Source organism: Methylobacterium sp. Leaf361 (assembly GCF_001424445.1).
Lineage (GTDB): Bacteria > Pseudomonadota > Alphaproteobacteria > Rhizobiales > Beijerinckiaceae > Methylobacterium.
In genome coordinates, this window is record NZ_LMPY01000076.1 from 1 (window position 1) to 3,563 (window position 3,563).

General features: G+C 65.6%; 2 protein-coding genes and 2 pseudogenes. All 4 read right to left on the reverse strand.

The genetic code is table 11. The annotated features are described in order from the left end of the window. Window positions 1-516: 516 nt before the first annotated feature. Complete coding sequence (locus tag ASG32_RS29645) at window positions 517-1,050, reverse strand: GrpB family protein (RefSeq protein WP_056533458.1); 534 nt, start codon at window positions 1,048-1,050, stop codon at window positions 517-519. After that, the gene (locus ASG32_RS29650) at window positions 1,050-1,715 is read right to left on the reverse strand and encodes a DUF2268 domain-containing putative Zn-dependent protease (protein ID WP_056533460.1); all 666 of its coding nucleotides are present in this window, start codon (window positions 1,713-1,715) and stop codon (window positions 1,050-1,052) included. Before ASG32_RS29650 ends, ASG32_RS29645 begins: the two co-directional genes overlap by 1 nt. Window positions 1,716-2,422: 707 nt before the next feature. Next, window positions 2,423-2,524 (reverse strand): annotated as a pseudogene (locus ASG32_RS35485) (lactoylglutathione lyase); the annotation flags it as partial. 36 nt (window positions 2,525-2,560) lie between these two features. After that, window positions 2,561-3,340 (reverse strand): annotated as a pseudogene (locus ASG32_RS33125) (ISL3 family transposase); the annotation flags it as partial. Between the last annotated feature and the right edge of the window lie 223 nt (window positions 3,341-3,563).

A 3,563-nucleotide genomic window follows, 5' to 3' on the forward strand; every position in this document is an offset into this window, starting at 1 on the left:
GGTGATCTCCATGGGGATGGCTCCTGCATGAGCGTGGCTGCTGCTTCGACAGCGACCACATCTTGGCACCGAGATGCCGTCAGTCGGAGCGGGAGCCATCCACCCCATCTGCTTTGCGGAAGCCCGAGCGACGCTCAGGACGTCTGGGTGGGATCGCTTGCGGAAGGTCCGCTTCCGGATGAAGGGCCCAGTTTCGATCGCGGTCCCAGCCAATCGTTCGCGTAACGTCGGCTTATGGGACGGGGGCGCCAAGGCAGTGGGTGGCTGCTTTCGTCCGAGGCTGTGTCAAAACTCGGATGTGCTGGGAAACCGTAGAACAAACGTCTCCGCAGAGGCCGGGAGGGATCTCCGGCGTGACTGACTGATGGCAACACGAGGCCCTTTAGGCCGAAGTCACCCTGCTTCGAGAGAACGTTTTTCTACGAGGGCCGATAGCGTTCGAGTTTTGACACAGCCTCGACCCAACTCGTTCGCTCGAACCGCCGTTCGCGCATCTCCAAAGCGGCCGTCGATCGCTTAAGAACTCCGCCACGCAGATAGAGCGATAACCTCAACGTTGTCGGTCCACGCGCTCTTGCACGCGCCATACTCGTGAGAGTTGTCGGGATGAAGCGTCCGGCACCGGACTTTCTCTTGCTCGTAGGAGGCGACGAGCTCTGGCCTCTTCCGAAGGTAGTCGCGGAATGCGAGGTGGCGGTCGATGTCGGGCGATCCCGTGGCGTAGCAGTGCAGTTGCACGAGCCGCCGCCCAGACTGGGGCTCGTCCTTCGTCGCGTAGCGCCGCCCTGGCAGCCCGAACTCGCCCCACCATTCGAAGCCAATCGCTTCGAGGTCACTCCTACGCCGGTCCAGTCCACGCAGGTCGCCGACGACGGACATGAGGTCCAAGATGGGCTTCGCCTTCAGACCTGGGATAGCCGTCGATCCGATATGGTGGACGGCAAGCAAGATCGGGTTGAGCGCGACGCGCAGGATTGCGGCCTGCGCCTCAGCCGCTTCTGACCAGCGGGGGTCGTGTGCGGCTAACTCGACCTTGAATGGGGGCGGCATCAGATGTTCAACAACGTGCGACCGCGCGCGGCGTCGATGACCACATGTGCGGGAACGTTGATCCATGCGTCACCGCTAAGGTCGGCCCCCGCTTCCAGCCAATCGCCCACGATACGGTAGCCTAGGGTGTAGCCGAGCCAGCGCGGATACCGTCCCCCGAAGCCGAAGAACCACGCACGGTGGTCGTGCCCGTTGCCGACGAGCGTCGCGTTGTCCGGCACGTTGGCCGCGAGCACCTCGTCGGTGACGGCACATTCCCACGGCTCGGGCGGCGAGTTGAACAGGCGGCTCACGAACTGCCCCGCCAAGCCCTCGCTCACCAGGGCCTCACCCAGCGTCCAGCCGTAGCCAGGTCCAGCCATGCGCAAACAGTGGTGGGCCTCGTGCGCCACAGTCCGGCGCAGGTCCCCATCACGCACCGCGCGGGGGAAGTTGGGGTTGTCGGGGTTGATAGTGAGGGAGAACAGGCTAGGGCGCATCGCCAGTCCCGTCGTGCCAGTCTCTGGGATCACCGCGCCGGGCAGGCGCTGCACGAGGATGTCGAGCGGCGACACCGGCAAGACGCCCGCTACAGCCTTTCGAGCGATCTCGACCTCTTCGGCGATGGTGCTACGCCAGGGATCCAGATCGCCGGACGCCTCAAGCCAATGTAGCCGCCACGTCATCCTGAACCTCGTCGGGCTCCATAGCCTCATCCTGCCGTGGTTGGCAGGACGGGACAACTCCGCCTACGTCTCGGAGACAGGCGTGGCCGCGGTCGGTTCACGCCATTACCGTCCGACAGCGGACCGGCAGAAATCCACCCTGAGCGGCCGACCCGCTACCGACCGAGGCTGTGTCAAAACTCGGATGTGCTGGGAAACCGTAGAACAAACGTCTCCGCAGCGGCCGGGAGGGATCCCCGGCGCGACTGACTGATGGCAACACGAGGTCCCTTAGCCCGATGTCACCCTGCTTCGAGAGAACGTTTTTCTACGAGGGCCGATAGCGTTCGGGTTTTGACACAGCCTCGACCCAACCCAGCCATTCCGACCGCCATCCGCGCTTCCCGGAAGCGGACACTCGTCGGCCACCTGACAACTTCATCTCGGGGTGGCGAACCGACGTTGCGCCACTACCGAAAAGCGGCCGCTCGGCTTGGCGTCGGTGCCGGGTACCCCGGCATCTGCCGGCGATGCTCCGGAGTGGACCAGCCTGACGGGGTGAAGGTCGTGTAGGTTGACGACGCGTGCCGGCACGACGCCGGAACGCTGAGCGACGCTACCTACTCGGTCGCTCAGGACGAGACCCCAAGCCGGGCGACGCGGCTCGGCTCAGCCTAGGCGAGGTGCCAGCGGACATCGACGCGCTCTCAAGATGCGCTGCTGCCGACCTAACCCTGCGCCGCCTGGGAACCCGCCATGTCCATCCACATCGTCTCCCAAACGTGGCCGTCCGAATCCTCAAAGGAGCGGCCGTACATGAAGCCGTGGTCGTCAGGCGCGTTGACGTCGGCGCGTCCGGCGGCACTCGCGGCTGGAGCGTCTTGGAACGCTGCCTGGCGGGCGGCCGCCCGGATTTCTGCCTGATGCCGCTCGACGAGTGAACGCAGCGCCTCGGAAGCGTTGACGAGAAGGTGTCAGCAATCCGCGACCTGGATCGCCTGCGGCGCACCGAGCCGAGCAGCCTCGGCGTACGGCCCCGCTCGATCCCGGCTGACGACGGCGATGTCGGGATGCGCAGCGAGCCAATCCCGCACGGGCTCGCAGGCGCGGCCGGGCACGAGATCGAGGACGCGACCCCGTTCCAGATCGCAAGACGATTGTGCCGTAGCGCCGGCCCCGCCGCCAAGCCCAGTCGTCGATCCCGACCACACGCGGGGACGCGCACCCTGCGCTCTTGCAACGGCGGATCAGCCCCAGGACGGTGTCGCCGCTGACCGGCATGGCAAGCCGTCGCGACAGGCGGGTGCCGGCCTCGCCGCCGAGCGCCATGCCGATATCGGTCTGCGCCTCGGCCAAGCGATCGCTGCGCTGTGCCCTCGCACGGGCGAGGCCGGGAACAGGCTCGGCGAAGATCCGGCCCGGACAATGGCTGCAGCGGAAGCGGCGCACCTTCACCCGCCACGTCACCGAGCGATCCTGCCAGGGCAGGTCCTTCAGGGTTCGCCAGTACGAGCTATGCACCCGGGCCGACCATCGCCCACACTGCGGGAGGCTGCGCGGACTGCGATATTCCTGGCCGTGATCGTCAGCGCATCGGCATCCAGCCCAAGCTCGTCGACCTGCACACCTTCTGAAACCGAGGGCAATAACGGGTTCGAGATCCGCATCGCGCTCTCCCTCCGCCACCCCAGGGATCAACGCTTCACAAGGCGCTCAGCACCGAACTTGCGGAAGAACCAGTTTGCTGTGTCGCCTGACAACGCTCACTGAAGTAGCCCCCAAAATGACCGGACAGGGGCTCACGCTTATGGAAGTGTGTGCCTATGACCGACCGTATGGTGAGTTCTAACGACCCGCCCCGCGCCGAAC